General features: G+C 60.9%; 23 protein-coding genes, 1 tRNA gene and 1 pseudogene. 11 read left to right on the top strand and 14 right to left on the bottom strand.

The annotated features are described in order from the left end of the window. Window positions 1-40: 40 nt before the first annotated feature. The gene (locus tag QTL94_RS18435) at window positions 41-253 is read right to left on the bottom strand and encodes a hypothetical protein (RefSeq protein ID WP_065691348.1); all 213 of its coding nucleotides are present in this window, start codon (window positions 251-253) and stop codon (window positions 41-43) included. Between the two features lie 278 nt (window positions 254-531). Here QTL94_RS18435 and QTL94_RS18430 point away from each other — a divergent pair, with 278 nt between their 5' ends. The 3 genes from QTL94_RS18430 (at window position 532) to QTL94_RS18420 (ending at window position 1,448) form a co-directional block, all read left to right on the top strand. Next, entirely contained in the window at window positions 532-711 is a 180-nt protein-coding gene (locus QTL94_RS18430; protein WP_065691349.1) for a hypothetical protein, read from the top strand. A 168-nt stretch (window positions 712-879) separates the two neighbouring features. After that, window positions 880-955 (top strand) — tRNA-Lys (locus QTL94_RS18425). A gap of 208 nt (window positions 956-1,163) precedes the next feature. Next, entirely contained in the window at window positions 1,164-1,448 is a 285-nt protein-coding gene (locus tag QTL94_RS18420) for a hypothetical protein (protein WP_289802786.1), read from the top strand. Between the two features lie 99 nt (window positions 1,449-1,547). On the opposite strand, the gene QTL94_RS18415 is transcribed toward QTL94_RS18420, so the two are convergent. Both QTL94_RS18415 and QTL94_RS18410 read right to left on the bottom strand, forming a co-directional pair. Next, entirely contained in the window at window positions 1,548-1,886 is a 339-nt protein-coding gene (locus tag QTL94_RS18415; RefSeq protein ID WP_289802785.1) for a hypothetical protein, read from the bottom strand. 101 nt (window positions 1,887-1,987) lie between these two features. Beyond that, window positions 1,988-2,263 carry a BON domain-containing protein gene (locus tag QTL94_RS18410; RefSeq protein ID WP_065694365.1) on the bottom strand — a complete coding sequence of 92 codons (276 nt, stop codon included), beginning with the start codon at window positions 2,261-2,263 and terminating at the stop codon, window positions 1,988-1,990. A gap of 148 nt (window positions 2,264-2,411) precedes the next feature. On the opposite strand from QTL94_RS18410, the gene QTL94_RS18405 reads away from it, so the two are divergent. Beyond that, on the top strand, window positions 2,412-2,744 hold the full coding sequence (locus QTL94_RS18405) for a DUF6665 family protein (RefSeq protein ID WP_065694383.1): 333 nt from the start codon (window positions 2,412-2,414) through the stop codon (window positions 2,742-2,744). 6 nt (window positions 2,745-2,750) lie between these two features. Here the strand turns inward: QTL94_RS18405 and QTL94_RS18400 are convergent, their stop codons facing one another. Continuing rightward, entirely contained in the window at window positions 2,751-4,556 is a 1,806-nt protein-coding gene (locus QTL94_RS18400; RefSeq protein ID WP_289802784.1) for a diguanylate cyclase, read from the bottom strand. Window positions 4,557-4,710: 154 nt separating this feature from the next. Between QTL94_RS18400 and QTL94_RS18395 the strand changes: the two genes are divergently transcribed. The 5 genes from QTL94_RS18395 to QTL94_RS18375 all read left to right on the top strand — a co-directional run bounded on the left by QTL94_RS18395 (window position 4,711) and on the right by QTL94_RS18375 (window position 9,701). Next, window positions 4,711-5,460: a cytochrome c biogenesis CcdA family protein gene (locus QTL94_RS18395; RefSeq protein WP_289802783.1), complete on the top strand. Its 750-nt coding sequence runs from the start codon at window positions 4,711-4,713 to the stop codon at window positions 5,458-5,460. Between the two features lie 188 nt (window positions 5,461-5,648). Next, a complete protein-coding gene (hmpA, locus tag QTL94_RS18390) occupies window positions 5,649-6,860 on the top strand; it encodes an NO-inducible flavohemoprotein (RefSeq protein ID WP_289802782.1) in 1,212 nt (403 codons plus the stop codon). A gap of 97 nt (window positions 6,861-6,957) precedes the next feature. Continuing rightward, window positions 6,958-7,416: an RrF2 family transcriptional regulator gene (locus QTL94_RS18385; protein ID WP_289802781.1), complete on the top strand. Its 459-nt coding sequence runs from the start codon at window positions 6,958-6,960 to the stop codon at window positions 7,414-7,416. A gap of 34 nt (window positions 7,417-7,450) precedes the next feature. Next, complete coding sequence (locus tag QTL94_RS18380; protein ID WP_289802780.1) at window positions 7,451-8,596, top strand: HPP family protein; 1,146 nt, start codon at window positions 7,451-7,453, stop codon at window positions 8,594-8,596. A gap of 154 nt (window positions 8,597-8,750) precedes the next feature. Beyond that, window positions 8,751-9,701 carry an AEC family transporter gene (locus QTL94_RS18375; RefSeq protein WP_289802779.1) on the top strand — a complete coding sequence of 317 codons (951 nt, stop codon included), beginning with the start codon at window positions 8,751-8,753 and terminating at the stop codon, window positions 9,699-9,701. On the opposite strand, the gene QTL94_RS18370 is transcribed toward QTL94_RS18375, so the two are convergent. Genes QTL94_RS18370 through cysG form a run of 5 tightly spaced genes read right to left on the bottom strand, consistent with a single transcriptional unit; the run spans window position 9,681 to window position 14,883 of the window. Beyond that, a complete protein-coding gene (locus tag QTL94_RS18370; protein WP_289802778.1) occupies window positions 9,681-10,892 on the bottom strand; it encodes a UbiH/UbiF family hydroxylase in 1,212 nt (403 codons plus the stop codon). The genes QTL94_RS18375 and QTL94_RS18370 overlap by 21 nt on opposite strands. A 35-nt stretch (window positions 10,893-10,927) precedes the next feature. Beyond that, entirely contained in the window at window positions 10,928-11,440 is a 513-nt protein-coding gene (locus QTL94_RS18365) for a DUF934 domain-containing protein (RefSeq protein WP_289802777.1), read from the bottom strand. Window positions 11,441-11,450: 10 nt separating this feature from the next. Beyond that, complete coding sequence (locus QTL94_RS18360; protein ID WP_289802776.1) at window positions 11,451-13,121, bottom strand: nitrite/sulfite reductase; 1,671 nt, start codon at window positions 13,119-13,121, stop codon at window positions 11,451-11,453. Window positions 13,122-13,129: 8 nt separating this feature from the next. Further along, window positions 13,130-13,444, bottom strand: coding sequence for a DUF2849 domain-containing protein (locus tag QTL94_RS18355; protein ID WP_065694356.1), 315 nt, complete (start codon window positions 13,442-13,444; stop codon window positions 13,130-13,132). Between the two features lie 2 nt (window positions 13,445-13,446). Next, window positions 13,447-14,883: a siroheme synthase CysG gene (gene cysG / locus QTL94_RS18350; RefSeq protein WP_289802875.1), complete on the bottom strand. Its 1,437-nt coding sequence runs from the start codon at window positions 14,881-14,883 to the stop codon at window positions 13,447-13,449. A gap of 262 nt (window positions 14,884-15,145) precedes the next feature. Between cysG and QTL94_RS18345 the strand changes: the two genes are divergently transcribed. Beyond that, window positions 15,146-15,733 (top strand): deaminase, encoded by a 588-nt coding sequence (locus QTL94_RS18345; RefSeq protein ID WP_065694355.1) that lies wholly within the window; start codon window positions 15,146-15,148, stop codon window positions 15,731-15,733. A gap of 6 nt (window positions 15,734-15,739) precedes the next feature. Next, window positions 15,740-16,573 carry a nucleoside triphosphate pyrophosphohydrolase gene (gene mazG / locus QTL94_RS18340; RefSeq protein WP_065694354.1) on the top strand — a complete coding sequence of 278 codons (834 nt, stop codon included), beginning with the start codon at window positions 15,740-15,742 and terminating at the stop codon, window positions 16,571-16,573. Between the two features lie 3 nt (window positions 16,574-16,576). On the opposite strand, the gene hflX is transcribed toward mazG, so the two are convergent. The 5 genes and pseudogenes from hflX to QTL94_RS18315 all read right to left on the bottom strand — a co-directional run bounded on the left by hflX (window position 16,577) and on the right by QTL94_RS18315 (window position 22,441). Beyond that, window positions 16,577-17,908, bottom strand: coding sequence for a GTPase HflX (gene hflX, locus QTL94_RS18335; protein WP_065694353.1), 1,332 nt, complete (start codon window positions 17,906-17,908; stop codon window positions 16,577-16,579). A gap of 77 nt (window positions 17,909-17,985) precedes the next feature. Beyond that, the gene (gene hfq / locus QTL94_RS18330) at window positions 17,986-18,228 is read right to left on the bottom strand and encodes an RNA chaperone Hfq (RefSeq protein ID WP_003539403.1); all 243 of its coding nucleotides are present in this window, start codon (window positions 18,226-18,228) and stop codon (window positions 17,986-17,988) included. Window positions 18,229-18,338: 110 nt separating this feature from the next. Continuing rightward, window positions 18,339-18,536: pseudogene (locus QTL94_RS28495) on the bottom strand (D-amino acid aminotransferase); the annotation flags it as partial. 280 nt (window positions 18,537-18,816) lie between these two features. Beyond that, window positions 18,817-20,181 carry a nitrogen assimilation response regulator NtrX gene (ntrX, locus tag QTL94_RS18320; protein ID WP_065694352.1) on the bottom strand — a complete coding sequence of 455 codons (1,365 nt, stop codon included), beginning with the start codon at window positions 20,179-20,181 and terminating at the stop codon, window positions 18,817-18,819. Further along, entirely contained in the window at window positions 20,171-22,441 is a 2,271-nt protein-coding gene (locus QTL94_RS18315) for a sensor histidine kinase NtrY-like (protein ID WP_289802775.1), read from the bottom strand. The genes ntrX and QTL94_RS18315 overlap by 11 nt, the downstream gene beginning before the upstream one ends. Window positions 22,442-22,592: the final 151 nt, after the last annotated feature.

Raw genomic sequence — 22,592 nt, 5'->3', positions numbered from 1 at the left:
CCTCACCCCCCGCCTTGAAAAAGGCGGCGCAGATGCTTCGCTATACGCCGAGCGCTGCCAGCGACACCGGTGGACGGCGCTTGGCTGCCATCAGCAAATCAAGCTCCATGGCGGAAGGCCCGAACTTCTGAAAGAGGCGCTCGGCCTCCTCCTCATCAAGCCGATACTTCCGGGCGAACTCTGAAAGGCTATAAGGACGGCCACGCAGAACCTTGCGTGTCTGGGATGGTTTCTGTTCATGCACTTCAGTCATGGCAATCTCCTTCGATAACGAGATAGCTAGCGCAGCACACGTGTTTGTGAAGCATCGAAGGCATTGATTTATTTCGGCATTTCTCTGGAACAATCTGGCGCTCCGCGCATTATTCGCCATTGGATGTCAGCGGGGCCGCCGCGTCCCCCGCAATCGCCCGCGTGCATGTCTGAATGCGACCATCACGAAATATTAAATTGCGGAACCGCGCTTTGGCCGCGGGGTTTAGGACCGTGGGGTCGACGGGGCCTCACGTTTTCAAACCCAAGGAGACCGAAATGGCAAACCAAGGTGGAACCCACGATCAGCACGTCAAATCCGGCCAACAGAGCCACAAGAGTGCAGGAAGCTCCGGAAGTGAGCGCAACATGTCGTCGTCCGGTTCCCGCGACGATCAGAGCAAGAAGCATGAGCAGCAGATGAAGCCCGGCCAGCAAGGCAACAAGGGCAAACATTGATGCTTGTATGAACGGCCCGCGCTTCGGCGCGGGCCTTCATTTGCCAACCCGCCGCAAGAATTGTGCCTAATGCACAGGAAACGTAGATTTTTTGGTTGACCGCAATGGGTCGTCTGCATATGTTCCGCGCACTTCCAGCCGGGGCGGCATTTGAGCCTCGGACCGAGGGAGAGCGTAGCTCAGCCGGTAGAGCAACTGACTTTTAATCAGTAGGTCTCGGGTTCGAACCCCGACGCTCTCACCACGTGTTTCAGAGACTTAGACACAGTCTTGATTTCGCGTCTGGTGAGGATCGTTCGCAACGTTTCCAGCACTTCTCCCAGCATGGCGCTCACGCTTGGTCTTGCCCAACGCCCAGCGACTTCCGTAACCATTGACGGAACTCTGGCCTGTTTTGGGAACAAAGCGCGTCTCTTTGAGTTCCTTGCCTAGTAAAGGCACGGAGGAAGCATATGACTTACGACCCGAACGACAGAGAATCAGATCTTCGAACCCCGCCGATTCGCAGCCGTAGTTCAGGCGGCGGTTGGGGCACCTGGGTTGCGATCATCGCCATCATCGCGGTTGCAGGCTTTGCCTGGTCGCAATGGGGCGGTGGATCCAGGACCGACCCCGAGACGACGGCCTCCACGACACCACCACCGATTAGCGAGCCTGCTCCCAAGCCCGTGATGCCGGCGACACCGCCAGCCACGACGACGCAGCCCGCACCGTCGACTGATACAACCAAGCCTTGATGCCGACCTAAGCTCGGGCAACAAGGCTGAGCCTGAAAACAGAAAATGCCGGAACGTCATTTCGTTCCGGCATTTTCTTTTATGCACAAGTAGTTGATCTTACTGGCAGATCCGCATGCTCTCCATGTGCCAGCCACCATCGTAGGCGTTCGGTACACGACGGTCCTCAAACCAGCAACGTGGCGGCGGCGGGGGTGGCGGCGGTGGCGGATCGATATAGCGGGGACCGCCACTATTGACGATGGCACCGCCGATGATACCGCCAATCACGCCTGCAGCCAGACCCCCGGCAATAGCCGAACCGTTATCATGGTGGTGGTAGTGTCTGGGCGGCGGCGGCCGATTATCACGCCACTGCGCCATCGCGCTCCCGGTCGATGCTGCAATGCTGCCAACGGCCAAGGCCACAGCGACTGCAGAATGGATTAGTCTATTCATTGTGTCTCCAATCGAGCTAAGCGCCGTTCAGCGCCACCCAGCAGGCGGAGACAGTTGCACCGGCAAGCTTAACGCCACATTAACAAGACCCGACCACCAACCTACTGCACGATATTGCGGCAGAGCATCCGGTCCTGCACATTGCCAAGGCCGACGATCGCTTCGGCCACGCGGACCGCCTTCTCCCTGTCGCTTCGAATCGCGACGTATCCTTCGAGAACAACGACCGGGCCAAGAACGCGGACTTCTATTTCCTCGCTCACAAGCGAGGCGTCGGCCGCGAGCGCTGCAGTGACCGATGCCTTTGTGGATGACGCGCTATGCCCCGCCGCACAGCAATCGTCGTGGGCGCCGGAACTGTCGAAACGGGTTACCATTGATCTCTCTCCTGTGATCTTCGATAACACCGGGACGCCGAATTTGTTTCCTCGTCGCGACAGCCGCCGTTCCCCACCCGCCTCTTCCCGGCTTTACTCGAACCGCCGATACCAATAGTTTTTGGAAGCCCGCTCAAGGATGATCGTGATGACCTTTCGCCCGCCGCAATCGTTGAGACAGCCCTTCTCGGTTGAAAGCGGCTTCAACGTCCTTGAATATGAGCTGATGTCCGAACGGGCGGATTCTCTAGGCCGCCACGGCCGAAAGGCCGAGTCAGCGCTGGCGGATCTGAAGGCATGGGACGGCACGCGGCAAGACGATGCAGAGCGCTCCATCCTCGTAGGCAAGGCATGCGATGCCGTCTGGGCGCTCTTCGTTCAGCGAGAGATCTGCGGATTGCGCAACAGCCGCGACGTCATCCAGCGCTACGCGATACCGGATGAAGTGCTTGTTCGCCTTGGGTCCGCGCCCCGAAGATAACGCGTATCAGACTGAGCCGCGCATCTTGTCGCCTTCGTTGGGCGCGGCACCCACCACGGTCATGTTTCGTCCGAGTGACTTGGCCTCCAGCAGAGCCGCATCGGCGCGCGTCAAAAGCGACCCCACCGGCCCCTTACCCTTTGCCGCTGCAAGACCGATCGACACGGAAACGGAGCCAAGGATCCGGCCGCGGTGCGACAGCGGAGCACTGCGAATGGTTTCCCGCACGCGCTCAGCCAGCAAAAGCGCCTCCGCGTCGCTGGCTCCCGGCAGCAATATCGTGAACTCCTCGCCGCCAAATCGATAGGCGCGTCCGAGGTCGCCAACCGTATCAACAAGGATTCGGGCGACATAGCGCATGACTTCATCGCCCGCGTCATGACCGAATTCGTCATTGAAGCGTTTGAAGTGATCGATGTCGATCATCATGCAGGCCAACTGCTCGTTGGCCTCGGTCCGCGCATGACGGTTCAAATCCTCATCCAGCGAGCGACGATTGAACAATCCGGTGAGCGCATCGCGGGTCGACAGGTTCGTCAACCTGTCGCGCATCTGCAGGTTTGCCATGGCGAGACCCACGTTCTCGGCAATCAACTCGAGATAGAGACGCGAGGCCTCGGCGGCCAACTCGGCCGGAGGCCGCTCCTCGAAGTAGAGAAGTCCGATGACGTCGCCCTGCGCCGTCAACGGCACGCAGAGCCCGGCCGTTTCGGCTTCATCCAGATGCTGACAGCTGATGTCGCTGTGAGCGCCCGCGCTGACATGTGGGCGACCGCGACGCAGCCCCCAGCAGGCGCTCGCCGGAAATGCGGGCTCGGAGCGCTGCGGATCCAGCCACGCGGCCACGGATGTCAGCGCCAGCCGGCTTTCGTTCATGATGTAGAGGCGGCCCGCCAGATCGGGGAAGATCTGTGGCGCGAAGAGCGCCACGACCTCGGCAAGTTCGCCTTGCGTCTGGCAGGCCTGCAATCGGTGCAACATCTGCAGGATCAGATCCTTGGTCAGCTGATCCTGCCGGCGTTCGGCATCCAGCCGATCGCGCTCGAGGCCGTTTACGCGAAACACATGGATCGCTTCATTCATCTCGCCGATCTCATCGCGTCGGCGATCAAGGGGTACTTCGACGTCGTAGTCCTGCTTCGCCAATCGGCTGACGATGCCGGTCATGCGCATGAGCGGCATGGCGACCCGCCGCCTCAGGATGAAATAGAGCACACTGAGAAAGAGGGCCGCGGTGACCGCCAGCAGCGCCTTGGCCACAAGGCCCCACCAATCGCTCGTCGACTGAGCGTCTTTCATCGCGGTTTGCGTGCGCGCGTTGGTCAACTCGCGAAAGCGGGTCACGTTGCCGAGCAACGAGGTTTGAAGCCGATCGTGCTCCGGGCCGAATAAGGTCTGTCGCGCACCGGCCTGATCGCCGCCCTGGTAAGCGGATATGGCGGCAGCCTCGATCTTGTCCAAGGCGTCGGCATCCTGCTCCACGGCGTCGAGAGCGGCATGCTCCGCAGGTGCTGCACCCCATTCGCGTATGTCTTTGATTGCCGCTTCGCGCCGCCGCTCCTCGCCCTCGCGGCCCTGGAATGCTTCAAGGTGACGGGTGTCGCCTCGCATCACATAGAGACGGGCTTCATCCGTTCTCTCTTCGGCGCCAAGCGCCAGCTCCTCGCCGAGCGAATCAAGCGCGAGATGCTCCTCGACAGCCGTCCGTTCCCGCGTTGCGCTGTAGGCAGACAGCATGAACGCACCGCCCGACAGAACCGTCAGGACCACTGTGACGCCATAGGCCCAGTTCGTAATCGTGCTTATTCGCATGGTCCGAGATTAGGCTTTCCGAATTTCCAGAAAATTAACGTCCGCCAGCTGGCCGTTTCCCGGATCGCCAGTATCCGCGCGAAAAGGTGATTGGCGAGATGGGGTCGGCTGCGGTAGGACTTCCGGCGTTATTGCCTGCCGCCGGAGAGACTGCGTGTCGATTGCCGATATTTCCTTGTTGAGCGCTTTGATTGCCGGTGCGCTGTCATTCCTGTCGCCGTGCGTCCTGCCTCTGGTGCCGCCCTACCTCTGCTACATGGCCGGCATCTCCGTCGAACAGTTCCGCGGCGGCGGCGCAGTGGTGGTCTCGCCCGATGTGCGGCGCGGCGTGCTGTTCTCAGCGCTGTTTTTCACGCTTGGCTTTGCCACGGTCTTCGTCGCGCTCGGCGCCGGGGCATCCAGCATCGGCATGGCGCTTCGCCAGCATCTCGACCTGCTGGCAAAGATCGGCGGCCTCATCATCATCATCATGGGCCTGAACTTCCTCGGCCTGTTCCGGATCAGGCTGCTGGCCCGCGAAGCTCGCTTCCAGGGTAGCGGCAAGCCTGCGACGCTGACAGGCGCCTATGTGATGGGTCTGGCTTTTGCCTTTGGCTGGACGCCCTGTATCGGACCAGTGCTCGGCGCAATCCTCGGCGTGGCGGCATCGCGCGAGACCGTGGGATCCGGCGCGGGGCTACTAGCGGTCTATTCCCTCGGGCTCGCCATTCCGTTCTGGATCGCGGCCGGCTTTTCCGGCGCCTTCATGGGCTTTCTCGCGCGTTTTCGCCGCCATCTGGGGACAGTGGAAAAGGTCATGGGCATCTTCCTGGTCCTCACCGGGCTCGCCTTCATGTTCGGATTTGTCAGCGACGCCGCTATCTGGTTTCAACAGACTTTCCCGATCCTGATGAAAATCGGCTAGCCAGCACCGTCTTCGGACGGCCATTCCCATCGGCACCGGAGCATCGTCGGGCCACCGTCATCATCACTCCATCGATCAGTGCGACAGAACGGCGCAACAAACGCTTTAGGTTAAAACATATATTGTAGATGTATCTTTATGGACATAGACGTTGGCCACCGACCAATACAGCCAGAATGGAGATCATCATGTCGGACACATTGAGCGAAAAGACCAAGTCGATCGTACGGGCAACCGTCCCCGCGCTTGCAGCGCACGGCACGACCATTACCGCGGCCATGTATAAGCGGCTCTTCCAGGATCCCGCCGTGCGCGAACTGTTCAACCAGTCCAACCAGGGGGAAGACGGGCGCCAGACGAAGGCGTTGGCTCAAGCGATCCTTGCCTACGCTCAGAACATCGACAATCTGGCTGTCCTTGGGCCGGCGGTCGAACGTATCGCGCAGAAGCATGTCGGCCTGCACATCCTGCCGGAACATTACCCTCACGTCGCAACCGCGCTGCTGGGCGCAATCAAGGATGTGCTCGGCGATGCGGCGACCGACGACATTCTCGCGGCATGGGGCGAAGCCTATTGGTTCCTCGCCGATATCCTGATCGGCCGTGAAAGGCAGATCTACGATCACCTGAACTCGTCGGAAGGCGGCTGGAACGGTTGGCGGACGTTCGTGATCACGGCCAAGCACCGGGAGAGCGACATCATCACCTCCTTCGTGCTGAAGCCTGCCGATGGCGGACCCGTCGTTGGCCATCGGCCCGGCCAGTACCTGACCTTCAAGATCGATGTGCCCGGCCGGCCCGCGCTCAGGCGCAACTACAGCATTTCGTCATCCCCCAATGGCACCGAGTATCGGATCTCGGTGAAGCGCGAGGCGAACGGCGCGGTCTCGACGCACCTTCACGACCGCGTCAACGAAGGCGACGTCATCGAAGTCTCGCCTCCGGCCGGCGACTTCCATCTGCCGGAACGCCCGGAGCGGCCGATCGTGCTTCTGAGTGGCGGCGTCGGCTTCACGCCGATGGTCAGCATGCTCGAAACGATTGTCGATAACGGCGTCGCGCAGCCCGTTCACTATATCCATGGAGCGCAGGACGGCCGCGTTCATGCCATGGGCGCGCATGTCCGCAGTCTGACCAACGGGCGCCCGCATATGAAGACCACGACATTTTACGGCGCGCCGCACGAACGCGACCAGCGCGGCGTCCATTTCGACCATGACGGCTTCATCACGGTCGACTGGCTCGCCGAGAATACCCCCATCCACGAGGCCGACTACTACCTCTGCGGACCGAAACCTTTCCTGGCGGTTCTCGTCAATGGACTGTCGAAGGCGGGGGTACCTGCCGAGCGGATCCATTTCGAATTCTTCGGGCCAGCTGACGATCTCGCAGCAGCCTGAACGATTGCCGGGCGGGAGCTGGGGCCCCGCCCGGCAATTGAATCATTCACCAGATATCTTATAAGAGGGACCAAGCCGGCCACTCGACGAGACCAATATGCGCCTGACCGTCTATTCAGACTATGCCCTGCGGCTGATGATGTACCTTGCGCTCAACGGCGAGCGCCTCTCGACGATCTCAGAGATCGCCGACGCCTACGATATTTCCAAGGCACATCTGATGAAGATCACGCATGAACTCGGCCTCAAGGGATTCATCGAGACGGTGCGCGGGCGACAGGGCGGCATGCGGCTTGCGCGCGACGCCAGCAAGATCGGCATTGGCGACATCGTGCGCGCCTCGGAGCCGGACTTCGCCATCGTTCCCTGTCTGGAAGAAGGAGCAGGAAGGGTTTGCGCCATCCAGCCTGCCTGCGTTCTCAAGCGGGCGCTCGCAGCCGCTGCTGCCGCCTTTCTTGACGTGCTGGACGGATACACGCTCGCGGATCTTACGCGACCATCCGTTCCTCTTCGAAACCTTCTTGCTCTTCCTGATCTGCCGTCAACGACGGCCTGACTCCTTTCTTCTGTCTCCATTTACGGCCTTCAGTATGCACTCAATCCTCAGATCGCTTATTCCCGTCGCGTCCACTATCAGCGTCACGGAGCGTCTCCGTTCCGGGCTTGGAGCAACCCTCGGCATTCTGGCGACGGGCGCTCTGGCGGCGGCGGCTGTCGGAGTCGGTTCGCATCTGCCCGTCCTGATCGCGCCGATGGGCGCGTCTGCCGTTCTGCTTTTCGCGGTACCCTCCAGTCCCTTGGCCCAGCCGTGGTCACTGATTGGCGGGAACATCATCGCAGCTCTCACCGGCGTCACGGTCGGCCTCCTGTTTTCGAACCTGATCGTGGCTTCGGCAATCGCAGTCGGGCTCGCGATCGCACTGATGATGGCCTTCCGGTGCCTTCATCCGCCGAGTGGAGCCATCGCGTTGACAGCGATCCTTGGCGGTCCAGCAATCCGCGAACTCGGCTACGGCTACGTCATCTGGCCAGTGGCCGGAAATTCGATCTTGCTTCTGGTGCTCGCCGTCGCCTTCAACAACATGACGGGCAGGCCCTACCCGCATTCATTGAAGCGTCAATCGGCGGACCACAAGACGACAGACCAGCCGCCCATCGAGCGTATCGGCTTCAGAGCCGAAGATCTCGACCAAGTCCTGAAGGAATATGATGAGATCATCGACATCGACCGCGAGGACTTGGCCGATATCCTGCGGCGGACGGAGTTGAGGTCCTATGCCCGGCGCGGCGGAACGACGACATGCGGCGACGTGATGTCCCGCGACGTGATCGCCGTGTCGCCTGATGACTCGCTCAGACACGCACTCGAGCTCCTGCAGCTCCACCATATCAAAGCGCTCCCGGTGACCGACGACACCGCGCGGGTCGTCGGCATCGTCACGCAGACCGATATCCTAGACAAGACAAGCTGGAAGAACGGGACGCCGGCCATCGGCTTCCGGCAGAGAGTTCGCCTGTCGATGGCGAACGGCAGGGCACCATCAGGCATCGTCAGGGATATCATGACAGCCCCCGTGCGCACCGTCTCACCGGAGACTTCGCTATCCGATGCGGTCGTGCGGCTGGCTGGCGATGGCTTGCACTACCTGCCGGTAACCGGCGACGACGGGAAAATCGTCGGCATCGTCTCGCAAACCGACGTGCTTGTCGCAATGCTAGCCGACAAGGCGGCTTGAGCTGGCCGCCTGCCTGCAGGAGAGCGTACCCTTTCGGGCGATTCCGCCATTTCGGACCAGACAAGCGCCATGTATCCTGCCACCCCGAGATAACCCTTTGATTCAATACGCGCCGGATGGACCGAGGTTTGGCGCGCTTGTCCCGGAATAGAAATTGGCCGATATCGTCAGTCTTCTCCTGCCCTTCTTCGGCCTGATCCTTATCGGTTACGTCACGGCAAAGGTAACAAAGCAGCCGGCAGAGGCACTTGGCTGGTTGAATACCTTCATCATCTACGCCGCCCTGCCCGCGCTCTTCTTCAAGCTGGTCTCGAGAACGCCCTTCGAGGATCTCACCCGGATCGATTTCATCGCAACGGATCTGGCCGCCACGTACTCCATCTTCATCGCGCTCTTTGCGATCGGCCGATGGGTGCGCGGCAACTCGCTCGCGGACTGCACGATCCAGTCGTTTGCCGGCGCTTATGGCAACATCGGATACATGGGACCGGGGTTGGCGTTGCTGGCGCTGGGAGAAGGTGCGGCCGTACCGGTCGCCCTCATCGTCTGCCTGGAAAACGCACTCCATTTCGTCGTGGCGCCGGCGCTGATGGCGGCGGCCGGCGATGACCAGCGTTCACGGCGACAACTGATCATCGATATCGCGTGCAAGGTCGCGTTCCACCCGTTTATCCTGTCCACGGCCCTCGGGTTCGTCGCAGCGGCCTCTGGCGTCGCCCAGCCGCTCGCCTTCCAGCGCTTTGTCGACTACCTCGCCCAGGCGGCCGCGCCGTGCGCGCTGTTTGCCATGGGTGTCACCCTCGCTTTGCGCCCGCTCCGGCGCATACCGGCGGAAATCGGCTATATCGTTCCCGCCAAGCTGATTATTCATCCGCTCGTCGTTTTCCTTGCGCTGAAGGCAGTCGGCGGCTTCGATCCGGTTTGGGTCTACGCCGCGGTGCTGCTCGCGGCGTTGCCGACCGCTACGAATGTCTTCGTCATCGGCCAGCAATATGGCGTCTGGCAGGAACGCGCATCGGCGACGATCTTGATCACCACGACGCTGTCGGTGGTGACCGTTTCCGTCTTCCTGATCGCGATAAAGTCAGGCTTTCTTCCGGCCTAGCTTTTCCTGGATCGCTGCCGGGATATCGCGAAGCCCGCGACCGGGCTCGATCCCTTCGCGCATCACGAGGTTGCGCAAGGGTGGAAACGCCGAAAGGATATGAAGGCCCGCCGCGCGCAACACCTGAACCGGAAGGAAATCCGACAACAAAGACCGGTTGAGCAGGTCGACGCTGGTGGTGCGCGTCATGATATCCATGCGACGCTTGCGATCGAACTGGTTGCCGGCATCGGCGGCAATCGGCAGTTCGGGACGCGTGCAGAGAATATCAGTCAAGACGATGACATCGCGCAGGCTGAGATTCAGGCCCTGCGCGCCGATCGGTGGGAAGACATGGGCCGCCTCCCCGATCAACGCCACGCGACCTTTGCCCGAACGGTGCGCCATCATCCCGGAAAGCGGCCAGATCTGACCCCCCTCCTCGACGGTCACCTTGCCAAGCAACGACTGCATTCGCTCCTCGACGACATTGCTCAACTCCACCAGCGAGAGTTCATTGCGAGCATCCGCATCCGAGGGGTTCTGCACCCAGACAAGGCTTGAGCGATTGCCGGGCAGCGGGACCTGCGTAAACGGGCCGCTTTCTGTATGAAATTCGGTCGAGATGTTCTCGTGCCGCAGCGAATGACCGAAGTTCAGGACCATGGCCGCTTGCGGATAAGACCAGTTGCGCACATCGATGCCGACCGTTTCGCGCAGCTTCGACTTGCGACCATCAGCACCAACAGCGAAATCAGCCGTCAGCACTTCGCCATCAGCCAAGGTGATCACGACGGAATCGGCAGTCGCTTCGATCGCTTCAGCGAAGGCGGTGAACCGCGTGATGTTGCCCTCGGTGGCGACAGCGCCTTCCAGCACATCCATCAGGGCCTTGTTTGGAAAATTGTAGCCGAAAGCGTCGAGGCCGACCTCGGCCGCACGAAAAGTCGTGACCGGAGCCCGAAGTAGGCGATTCGTCCCGTCGATGATCCGCATCGTCGCAAGCGGCGCGGCGGATGGTTTCAGCTTTTCCCAGAGAGTCAGTCGGTCGAGGAAGCGGATGGATTGGTCCATCAAAGCGGTGGTGCGCCGGTCTTCCCTTGGTGCCGGCGGCGCGACGAGAGCCACGTTGCGCCCGCCCCGCGCCAGGGAGAATGCGGCGATCATGCCCGCAAGACCGCCGCCGATCACCGCTATTTCGAAAGTCTTCATTGCACCGTCCGTCAATTCTGAACGGCGAGCCGGCTTTATGCCGCCGGCTTCGCCTGACGGCGCCAACTATAGCTCTTGCCCGGCGCCGCGTCACGCGCAGTCGGCTGATAATAATGCGGAATCTCCGGCAGGCGCTTCTCGCTGAGACGCTTTATCGCAGTCTCGTTGGTCACCGCGAAGCTGTCGATGCCACAGCGCAGCATGTGCGGCACCTGGTCAATCAACACGTCGCCGACGGCACGCAGTTCGTTGGTATAGCCGAGGCGCTCGCGCAAAAGCGAGGCATGGCTGAAGGCGCGGCCGTCGTTGAACGCCGGAAAAGCAACCGCCACCAGTTCCAGCCGGTACAGATAGGGTTCTAGCTTGCGGACGTCGTCGGCGGGCTTGATCAGAACGCCGAAGCCGACCTCATTGCTTTCGTCCGCCTTGGCGATCAGCTCGTCCAGGCTGAGAAGAGGCTTCTGCCCCTCGCCTGCCTTGACCTCCTCGGTTTCGATTACCCACGGATCGTTTTCGACGAAGCCCGTTTCTCTCCAGATCTTGGTCATCGTTTTCTCCTTATGCCGCTTCCGCCGCCGAACCGTAGAGCGCATCCTTGAATGGCTGCGGACCGACGCGGCGATAGGCATCGAGGAAGATCTCTGACGGATCCTTGCGCAGGCCGAGATAGGTGTCGACGATCTTCTCGATCGCATCCGTCACCTTCTCCGGCTCAAAGCCGCGGCCGATGATTTCGCCGATCGAGGTGTGCTCGTCACCCGAACCACCGAGCGTGATCTGATAGAGCTCGGCGCCCTTCTTCTCCACTCCCAGAAGGCCGATATGGCCGACATGGTGATGGCCGCAGGCGTTGATGCAGCCGGAGATCTTGATCTTCAGCTCGCCGATCTCGGCCTGGCGCTCGGGATTGCCGAAACGGCGGGAGATTTCCTGCGCGACAGGGATGGAGCGCGCATTGGCGAGCGCGCAGTAGTCCAAGCCGGGACAGGCAATGATATCGGTGATCAGGCCGGCATTGGCTTCGGCAAGACCGATGGCGACCAAGCCGCGATAGACGGCTTCGAGGTCGGCCAGCGCCACATGCGGCAGGATTAGGTTCTGCTCGTGGCTGACACGGATCTCGTCGAATGCGTATTCCTCGGCGATATCAGCGACCGCGTCCATCTGGCTGTCGGAAGCGTCACCCGGAATGCCGCCGATCGGCTTCAGCGAGATGGTCACCATGCCGTAGTCGGGGTTCTTGTGCGGCTGCACGTTTTGCTGCACCCAACGGGCGAACGCCGGGTCGGCCTTCTTCCAGCGGGCGAGGTTTTCCCAGCCCTCAGCACGCTGAGGCAGAGCCGGCGGCGCGAAGTAAGCGGTGATCGCGGCAACATCGGCTTCCGGCAGCTTCAGTTCGGTGTCCTTGAGCGCAGCGAATTCGACCTCGACCTGACGCGCCAGTTCCTCGGCACCGGTTTCATGCACGAGGATCTTGATGCGGGCCTTGTACTTGTTGTCGCGGCGGCCGTGCAGGTTATACACGCGCATGACGGCGGTCGTGTAGGACAGCAGGTCCTCTTCCGGCAGGAAGTCCTTGATGAGCTTGGCGATCATCGGCGTACGGCCTTGGCCGCCGCCGACATAGACAGCAAAGCCGATCTCGCCCTTGTCGTTCTTCTTCAGGTGCAGGCCGATGTCATGGACCTGGATCGCGGCGCGGTCGCGCTCGGCGCCAGTGACGGCGATCTTGAACTTGCGCGGAAGGAAGGAGAATTCCGGATGAACGGACGACCACTGGCGCAGAATTTCGGCGTATGGGCGCGGATCGGCGACCTCATCAGCGGCGGCACCGGCGAAGTGGTCGGCGGTGACGTTTCTGATGCAGTTGCCCGATGTCTGGATCGCATGCATCTCGACGGTGGCAAGCTCTGCCAGCACGTCGGGCATATCTGACAGCTTCGGCCAGTTGAACTGCAGGTTCTGGCGGGTGGTGAAGTGGCCATAGCCGCGGTCATAGGTGCGCGCGACATGCGCCAGCTTGCGCATCTGCTTGGAGTTCAGCGTGCCGTAGGGAATGGCAATACGCAGCATATAGGCGTGAAGCTGCAGATAGACGCCGTTCATCAGGCGCAGCGGCTTGAACGCGTCCTCGGCCAGTTCGCCGGACAGGCGGCGCTGAACCTGGTCGCGGAACTGCGCGACGCGCTCGGCGACAAAGGCGTGGTCAAATTCGTCGTAACGGTACATCTGCTTCCTCAGACTGCGATGAATTCAGGATCGGCGGGCTTGTAGCCCGGCGCATATTCCATGGTCGGGCCCTGCGCGCGAATACGCTCGCGAAGGCGAAGTGGCCAGAGAACGCCATTGGTTTCCTGCACCTCGACGACTGCGACGTCCACGACCTCGTTGTCGGCATAGGATTTTTTGCCAATCGCCTCCAGCGCCGCCACGGCTTCGGCATGGCGGGCAACGAGCGCATCCTGGAGCGAGGTTACCCATTGGCCGTTGGCGTTCAGCCAGACGGCAATGCCATCCGTCAATCGGTTGGCGGTCAGAACCTTGTCTACCATAATCAGCTCCTTGCAAATTCCTCGACCCGGGCACGCTCACGCACCAGCGGTTCGGACAGTTCGAAATTGGCGCCTGCGACCGCATCGCCGATAATTACCATGACCGGACCCGTCAATTCGTCGCGATGCTGCAGATCGGGGAGATCGCGCAGGATACCATGCAGCAACCGACGATCGGGGCGGCTTGCGTTCTCGATGACGGCGACCGTGGTTTCCGCCGGAAGGCCGGCCTGCATCAGGCGCTCAGCGACCGAGGCCGCGACAGTACGTCCCATGTAGACAGCAATGGTCGCACCAGAGACTGCCAGGCTGGCCCAATCGGGCAGCACGTCGCCTGTGAGATCATGACCTGTCGTAAAGACCAGCGACGATGCGACGCCACGCAGCGTCAGCGGCAGCTCGAAATCGGCAGCGGCAGCGAATGCCGAGGTAATGCCCGGCACGACCTCGTAGGAAATACCGGCCACACGCAGCGCCGCCATTTCCTCTCCCGCACGGCCATAGACGAGCGGATCCCCCGACTTCAGGCGGACGACGCGCTTGCCTTCCCGTCCGAGATGGACCAGCAGATCGTTAATTTCTTCCTGGGACTTAGAGTGGCATCCCTTGCGCTTGCCGACGGAAAGGCGCTCGGCATCCCGCCGTCCCATGTCGACGATTTCCTGCGGCACGAGTGCATCGTAGACGATGACATCCGCCTCCATCATCACACGCTGCGCACGCAGCGTCAGCAGATCCGCGGCACCGGGGCCGGCTCCCACCAACCAGACATGGCCCTGCACCTTGTCCAGCGACTGCAGCAGACCATTGGCCACCCGCTTTGCCTGCGGCAGATTCTCGTTGGCCACCGCGTCCGCAACAGCGCCGGAAAAGAATCGGCGCCAGAAGAGCCGGCGCGCTGCCCCCTTTGGCACCAGACGCTCGACCGTTGTTCTGTAGCCGATCGCAAGCCGCGCGAGGCGGCCGAGCGACGGCGCGAGCAACTGATCGACTTGTGCACGGATCATCTGCGCCAGTACTGGACCAGCACCTTCGGTGCCGATTGCCACGGCGACCGGTGCACGATTGACCAGCGCCGGCGTGAAGAAGTCGCAATAGTCGGGTTGATCGACAGCGTTGGCCGGGATGCGCTCGGCGCGCGCCGCGTCAACGATCGCACGATCCTCGGCGCCATCGCCAGTCGCGGCAAAAATCAGGGCGGCTCCGCGCACCTGATCGACGGCGAAACTTACACGCACTGTCTCGATGCGGTTTGCAATCAGATAGGCATGGTAGGCAGCGTCTGGTTTGTCGGCATAGGCAACGATGCGCGCCTGGGTGTTCAGAAGCAGGCGCACCTTGGCGAAGGCTTCGTCGCCATTGCCGAATACGGCCGCAACCTTGCCTTCCACGCGAAAGAAGGCAGGAAACACCGACAGTTGTTCACTCTTGGAAAGCATCATCAATCCATTTCGAAGTTGCCGGAATATGCACTGTCCGACCAGCCAAATGAAGAAACAGGAATCCGAAAGCCCGCGCAGGCGCGTATTCTTTTACTCGGCTTGTCAATGATTTGAGCAAAAGTCACCGGTGAGGCGCTGCGATCACATCTGCACGTACCGCAGCGCACCAGAAAGCCTGTGACAAATCAGGTTTACCGCGAAAATGGGCATTTGCCCGCAGCGTGGCTAACGATAAAGTACAAGCATCAAGGAGAAAACCATGCCTGACAATACGATAGCCGCCCGCCTTCTCGATGTCATGGAGCAGGATATCCTGCCACTGACGGAACGCGGCGTCTCGCTCGGAAACAAGGTTTTCGGTGCCGCCATCCTGCGCAAGTCGGATCTCTCGCTCGTCATTGCCGAAACGAACAACGAGCTGGAGAACCCGCTCTGGCACGGCGAAGTTCATACATTGAAACGGTTCTATGAACTGGGCGAGAAGCCTGCGACGAAGGATCTGATCTTCCTGTCCACGCACGAGCCCTGCACGATGTGCATGTCGGCAATCACCTGGGCTGGATTCGATAATTTCTACTACTTCTTCAGCCACGAAGATTCGCGCGACGCATTCGCGATTCCGCATGACCTCAAAATCCTGAAGGAGGTTTTCGGCCTTGAACCGGGCGGGTACAGACGCAGCAATGCCTTCTGGAACAGCTTTGCCATCGCCGATCTGGTGGCAACGGAGAACGATGCCGTAAAGGCAGCGCTCAAGGCACAGACCGCCAGGATCAAAGCGCGCTACGACAGCCTCTCCACCACCTACCAGTCGTCCAAGAGCGACAACGATATCCCACTGAACTGAGTGACCATGGAAGCTTCAAAGGATATTTCACGCCTGATCGAGATCATGGCTGCCTTGCGCAACCCGGATACCGGATGTCCCTGGGACATCGTGCAGACGTTCGAGACGATCAAGCCCTATACGATCGAGGAGGCCTACGAGGTCTCCGATGCGATCGAGCGTAGTGACATGGGCGACCTGTGCGACGAGCTCGGCGACCTGCTTCTGCAGGTGGTGTTCCACGCACGCATGGCCGAGGAAGCCGGAGAGTTTTCGTTCGGGGATGTGGTGCAGGCAATCACCGCCAAGATGATCCGTCGCCATCCGCATGTCTTTGCACGCTCCGACGCCGACACGCCCGATACGGTGAAGAAGCAATGGGACGAGATCAAGCAGGCAGAGAAACGCGAGCGTGCCGAACGGCGTGCAAGCCGCGGCATCCCCGAGGATTTCAAGGCTGGTTTTCTCGGCTCCGTTCAACGGAGCTTTCCGGCCCTCACCGAGGCGCTGAAGCTGCAGGAACGCGCCGCCAAGGTCGGCTTCGACTGGTCCGCGCCCGAGCCTATTCTCGACAAGATCGAGGAAGAGATCGGCGAGCTTCGGGTGGCCCTGAAGGAAGGCGATCAGAAAAAGGTCAGCGACGAGCTTGGCGATCTCATCTTCGCCGTTGCCAATATCGGGCGGCACGTTAACGCCGATCCGGAACAGGCGCTGCGCGGAACCAATACAAAGTTCCGGCGCCGATTCAGCCACATCGAAACGACTCTTCATGCAGAGGGTGAGACACTGGAGGCGGCCACACTGGAACGGATGGAAGAGATCTGGCAGGCGGCCAAGGCTATCGAGCGTCAGCTCGGCTAGTCGCTATTCCCAGTCTTCGCGCCGCGCCTTGGGACCATTGCCCAGGCGACGCTCTAGTTCGGCGGCTTCCGTTTCCGACAGGCGGACGTCGAGTGTGATCGAGCCGTCTTCCATGTCCTCGCGACCGTCAATGATAGCGTGATCGTAGAGCCACGGCAGCAGAGCAAGCTTGTCGACGGGTAACGTGACCGTGGTTTCGGTCAACACACCGGAAAGCCTGCGGCTGATCTCGTTCATCAGGCGATCGATGCCCTCGCCCGTGACAGCGGAAACAGCAACGACATTTGCAACCCCCTCCGCCTTCTGCACGATGGCTTCGTGCACTTCCGGCTCGAGACGATCGATCTTGTTCCAGACCTCGATGATGCGCTTTTCGCCCTCGGCCTCGTCGATGCCGAGATCCTTGAGGATACGCAACACGTCGGCGCTCTGCGCCTGGTTGTCGACATCGGACATGTCACGAACGTGCAGAACCAGGTCGGCCTCCAACACTTCTTCCAGCGTCGCGCGGAAGGCTGCCACGAGATGCGTCGGCAGGTCCGAAATGAACCCGACCGTGTCGGAGAGAATCACCGTGCGGCCATGCGGTAGCTTCATCCGGCGCAGCGTCGGATCGAGCGTCGCGAACAGCATGTCCTCGGCCAGCACGCCGGCTCCGGTAATGCGGTTGAACAGCGTCGACTTGCCGGCATTGGTATAACCGACCAGGGCGACGATCGGATGCGGCACCTTCTTGCGCTTGGCGCGATGGAGCTGGCGCGTGCGCACCACCTGCTCAAGCTCCCGCTCGAGCTTGATGATGCGGTCCTGCAGCATGCGTCGGTCGGCTTCGATCTGGGTTTCACCCGGACCACCCATGAAGCCGCCACCACCGCGCTGGCGTTCCAAGTGGGTCCAGCTGCGAACCAGCCGGCCCTTCTGGTAATTGAGGTGTGCGAGGTCGACCTGCAGCGTACCTTCCTTGGTGGAAGCACGCCGGCCGAAAATTTCGAGAATGAGGCCGGTACGGTCGATGACCTTGGCGTTCCATTCCTTCTCGAGATTGCGCTGCTGAACCGGCGTCAGCGGATGATCGACGATGACAAGACCGGAGTCATTCTCGTCGAGGGACGCCTTGATTTCTTCGAGCTTGCCCGTACCCATCAACGTCGCCGGACGCGGATCGTTGACCGGTACGATGACGCCGTTCACCACATCGAGGTCGATCGCCTGCGCGAGTCCGATCGCCTCTTCAAGGCGGCTTTCCGGCGTGCGTGTGACAGCCTGCTGGCCGTCGGAAGCACTGCGTCCGCCGCGCCCCTTCTTGAGGACGGGCACGATGACAGTCGCGCGCATGTCATCCCGGTGCTTTGCTGCTTCCGGGATGATCGAATCATTCTTGGTATCGCGTGTCGAGATAACGGCTTGTCCTGTTAGGATGCGGCTTCTTCGCTCTCGAACATCTGCATCGGCTGGCCGGGCATGATCGTCGAGATTGCGTGCTTATACACGAGCTGCGAGTGACCGTCACGGCGAAGCAGAACGCAGAAATTGTCGAAAGACGTAACAACGCCTGTCAGCTTTACACCGTTGATAAGAAAAATTGTCAGTGAAATCTTTTGCTTGCGAACAGTATTGAGAAATAAGTCCTGCAAATTCTGAGAACGTTCCGCCATCGCGCCGCTTCTTTCTTTATTGCCGGCTCGGTTTCGCCGGTGAAATACTAATCAACCTCGCCAGTAGGCAGCCGACAACCCTCATCCCCTCTGCCCAGAAAGTCTTGGTATCAAATCGCAATCTTTTCCGCAATGTCGAAAAAGACCTCCCGAATTTTATGGGAGACACTGCCGGGATGTCCGTTGGCGATTGCCTGCCCGTCGATGGAAACCAGCGGGAAGCAGATACTCGTCGCGGCGGTGATGAAGGCCTCCCGTTCGGCCAACATCTCGGCCCAAAATCCACGCTCTTCGAGCCTCAATCCAATCGGGCGCCGTCGAGCCAATTGAGGGCCTGCGCTTTCTGTGAACGCGAGCTAGAGCAGCGTGGCTTCGGCGAGAAACGCGCGGTACCGGCACGCGGCACCGCGGGTGATCTGCAAGCAGAACAGTCGATTGCGCATACGGTTGCGGCGCAACGTCTCACGAATCACGTGGTCAGCGCGTTAACGCTGACGGGCTAGGCAATGCGCAGCTCGTTCAGCGAGCGCGTTGTCGCCGGGAGGAGAGACAAAAGACGGACGGCGCGCATGGCGCCGTCCCGGAGTATCAGACGCCCAGCGACTTCAGCTTGCGATGAAGAGCCGAACGCTCCATGCCGACGAACTCGGCGGTGCGCGAGATGTTGCCGCCGAAGCGGTTGATCTGCGCAATCAGATAGTCCTTCTCGAACATTTCGCGCGCTTCGCGAAGCGGCAGCGTCATGATGTGGTAGTCGTTTTTCGCCGACACCTTCGGCAGCATGTCGCCTAGATCGGTCGGCAGCATCTCAGCCGTGATCGGCGCATCCGGACCGTCCGAACGCGCGAGGATCATCAGTCGCTCGATGTTGTTGCGAAGCTGGCGAATGTTGCCCGGCCAGTCGTGCGCCTGAAGCACTGCCATGGCGTCATCGCCGATCCGCCGTGGTCGGATGCCTGCCTGCTCGGAAATCTGTCGCATGAGCTGGTCGACCAGAAACGGGATGTCCTCGCGACGCTCTGCCAGAGCCGGAACCTTGACCGGCACCACGGCAAGCCGGTGATACAGATCTTCACGGAACCAGCCTTCGGCGATACGGCTTTCCAGATTATAGGCGGTGGACGAAACGATGCGGACATCGACCTTCACGCGCTTTGAGCCACCAACCCGCTCGAACTGTTGGTCGACGAGGACGCGGAGGATTTTGTTCTGCGTCTCGCGCGGCATTTCGCCGACTTCATCGAGATAGAGGATGCCGCGGTGGGCTTCTTCGAGCGCACCGATCTTGCGCGCCTGCCCCGGTCCACCTTCCGTTCCAAAGAGCGCGATCTCCATGCGGTCAGGCGTGATGTTTGCAGCGTTGATCGCGACGAAGGGGCCATTAGCGCGCGAAGACCGCTTGTGGATCATGCGCGCGACGAGCTCCTTGCCGGAACCGGAGGAGCCGAAAATCATGATGCGGCTATTGGTCGGCGACACCTTCTCGATATTCTGGCGCAGCTGCGAGACCGCGACAGACGTGCCGATCAGCTCGACGGGGTCGCCGGCCTTGCGCTTGAGCTCGGACACTTCGCGCTTGAGCTTAGAGTTCTCCAGCGCGCGCTCGGCAATCAGGATAAGCCGATCGGCCTTGAACGGCTTTTCGATGAAATCGAATGCACCGCGCTTGATCGCCGAAACCGCCGTCTCGATGTTGCCGTGGCCAGAGATCATGACCACCGGAATATCCGGATGGCGGGTCTTGATCTCGTCCAGCAAGGAAAGGCCGTCGAGCTTGCTGCCCTGCATCCAGATATCGAGGAAGATCAGCCTCGGCGCGCGATCGGAAATTGCCGCGAGCGCGCTATCGCTATCGTGCGCCGTGCGTGTCTCGTGTCCTTCGTCGGACAGAATGCCGGAGACAATCTCGCGAATGTCGTGCTCATCGTCGACGACCAGAATATCAGAGGCCATATGCGCTTTCCTTGTCATTTGCGGCCGGAGCGGCGGGTGTTGTTTCCACGCGTGGCAGATGCACGCGGATCATCGCCCCTCGCCCTCGGTCAAAATCGGCGGGCGCATCGTGTAGCTCGAGCTGCCCGCCATGTTCCTCAATAATCTTCTTCACGATGGCGAGGCCGAGGCCCGTACCCTTTTCTCGCATCGTCATGTAGGGCTCCAGGATGCTGTGGCGATTTTCCACCGGCAGCCCTCGTCCGTTGTCGATCACATCGACGGTAAAGCGGTCGCGTGCGGCATCAAGCGATGCTCGCACCAGCACTTTGCGCTCGTCTCGTTCTTCGAGCGGCACCGTTTCGATTGCTTCCACCGCATTCTTGATCAGGTTTCCGAACGCCTGACCAAGCATGCGACTGTCGAATTGACCTTCCAGCGGCGTGTCTCCCAGTTCCTGCAGGAAGGCGACGTGGCTGTTGCCCATTTCGCGCAGGAAGACCGCATCGTGGAGGATCTTGCGCAGGTCGCTCGGCTCCTTGATCGGCTTCGGCATACGCGCGAAGGACGAGAACTCGTCGACCATGCGCCCGATGTCACCGACCTGACGGATGATGGTTTCGGTGCACTGGTCAAAGACGCCACGATCGGCCTGGTCGATCTGCTTGCCGTAGCGGCGCTGTATGCGCTCGGCGGACAACTGGATCGGCGTCAGGGGGTTCTTGATTTCGTGGGCGATGCGTCGCGCCACGTCGCCCCATGCTGTCGAGCGCTGCGCGATCACCAGATCGGTGATGTCGTCCAGCGTGATGACATAGGATTCGCTCGCGTCGCGGACTTCCTCACGGGTCACCTGAACGCTGAGGGTCCTGACCGTTCCGCCACGAACCAACGCGATCTGCTTGCGGAAATCGCCGCGATAGCGGGTTGCCGCCTCCGTCAGGACCTGGTCAACCTCGGGCGCGATTTCAGAGACCAGCTTGCCGAGCATCTCGGCCGCGGGCAGCGCCATCAACGCTTCAGCGGAACTGTTGACGATCGTTATACTACGATCGTGTTCGACACCGATAACCGCGGCCGTGACACCCGAGAGAACGGCTTCGATGAAGCGGCGACGATCGTCTACCTCGTCCTTCGCTTCCAGAATCTCGTCACGCTGCGTGCGAATTTCCGAGATCATCTTGTTGAAGGTGCGCGAAAGATTGGCAACGTCGCCATCCACCGCATGCACGGGAACGACGATATCCATGTTGCCGGACGCGACATTGTCGGCGGCGGTGATCAGCAGCCGGATCGGGCGGACGATACGGTCGGCCACCGCGATCGCGGTCCAGATGGCGGCAAGCAGCACGATCAGGGCGAAGCCGATGTAGAGAACCGCAAAGGCGATTTGCAGCGAGAACCGCCCCGACTCCATCGACTGATATTCGGTGGCGTTCTCCTCCATCATGCGCATTGCGGTCATGACTTTCGGATCAACCGCTCGCACGGTGTAAAGGTAGGCCCCATCGATTGCTTCAAGCTTGATGATGGCGCCCACGAGATTGGTCACGCCGGGCGGTATCAGCGTGGGCTGACCGGCAGCGGCCTTGTTCAGCGCGTCCTTGGGTATGGCCGGCAGCGGCTTTTCGGTCTTGATATCCGCCTGCGCGAGAACGGAGCCGTCCGCCCGCACGAGAAACGCGCCGAGAAGGCCGCGTCCGCGCGCCTGCCGCGTCATCAAATCTGCAAAACCGGTGCGATCGAGGCTGTACCGCTGGCGGTTGCGCTCGAGATCGTTTGCCATGGAAACGGTCTGCCCCTGGAGGTAGCTCGCGTTTTCCATCATGTAGGCTTGCCCGATATTTCGGGAAGAACTGACGATCGACTGCGTCCGCAAGGCGAACCAGCGGTCGAGGCCGGCATTCAACGTGATACTGGCGAAGATGGCGACGAGAATTGCCGGCGTGATCGCGACGAGCGAAAACAGCACGACAATGCGAATGTGAAGCCGCGCGGCAGCACGACCGCGCTTACGCGCCTTGACAAGGCGCAACACCTCGCGCCCGATCAGGGCCATGAGCCCGAGGACGAAGAACGAATTCACGACCACGGAGGTGATAACGACCTGGGACGTCGGCGCAATCGGCGTCAGCCCGAGCAACACAAACAGCGTCATCGTTGCGCAAAGCAGTGCGCCCCCGGCAAGCACGAGACCGGGCAGAGCAAACAGCGCACGGCGATCGGTAACGGTCGTGATCGACTCGTCTTCCGCCGCCGGCGGCACCGCATCCTGCTTCATTCGCTTATTTCTCCTTGCGGCAGAATTTCATCTGCCGCATCCCACGGACCAGGATCGAGAACTGCGTTCCCCCTCGGCTCAGCTCAACGCTGACCCAAGGTTCTCGGACGCCAGACCAACCGCGAGAACACCAACCCCTTGCGTGACTTAT

Source organism: Rhizobium sp. S96 (assembly GCF_030382195.1).
Classification (GTDB): domain Bacteria; phylum Pseudomonadota; class Alphaproteobacteria; order Rhizobiales; family Rhizobiaceae; genus Rhizobium.
The sequence above is the reverse complement of the archived record's forward strand: the minus strand, read 5'-3'. Positions and strand labels throughout refer to the sequence as shown.